Raw genomic sequence first — 265 nt, forward strand, 5'->3', positions numbered from 1 at the left:
ATACTTTTTAATTCGTCTACATATTGACCACCAATGGTTTTTTGCCATTGCATGCTACCATCGGCTTTTAGTTTTACAATCCAAAAATCTAAATTTCCTCTCGAATCTTCGCTTTTACCAAAAGGATTCTTTTCCAAATCGGCTGAAGTATTTGAGCTAGAAGTACCTCCTAAAATGTAGCCACCGTCTTTGGTTTGAGCAATACTCAGTAGTTTTTCCATACCATTACCACCAATGGTTTTTTGCCACAATTCCTGACCTTTAG

General features: G+C 37.0%; 1 pseudogene. It reads right to left on the reverse strand.

Features of this window, described 5'->3' with window-relative positions:
• Positions 1-265, reverse strand: a pseudogene (locus tag NHF47_RS17020) (T9SS C-terminal target domain-containing protein); the annotation flags it as partial.

Source organism: Flavobacterium sp. NRK F7 (assembly GCF_024054195.1).
Lineage (GTDB): Bacteria > Bacteroidota > Bacteroidia > Flavobacteriales > Flavobacteriaceae > Flavobacterium.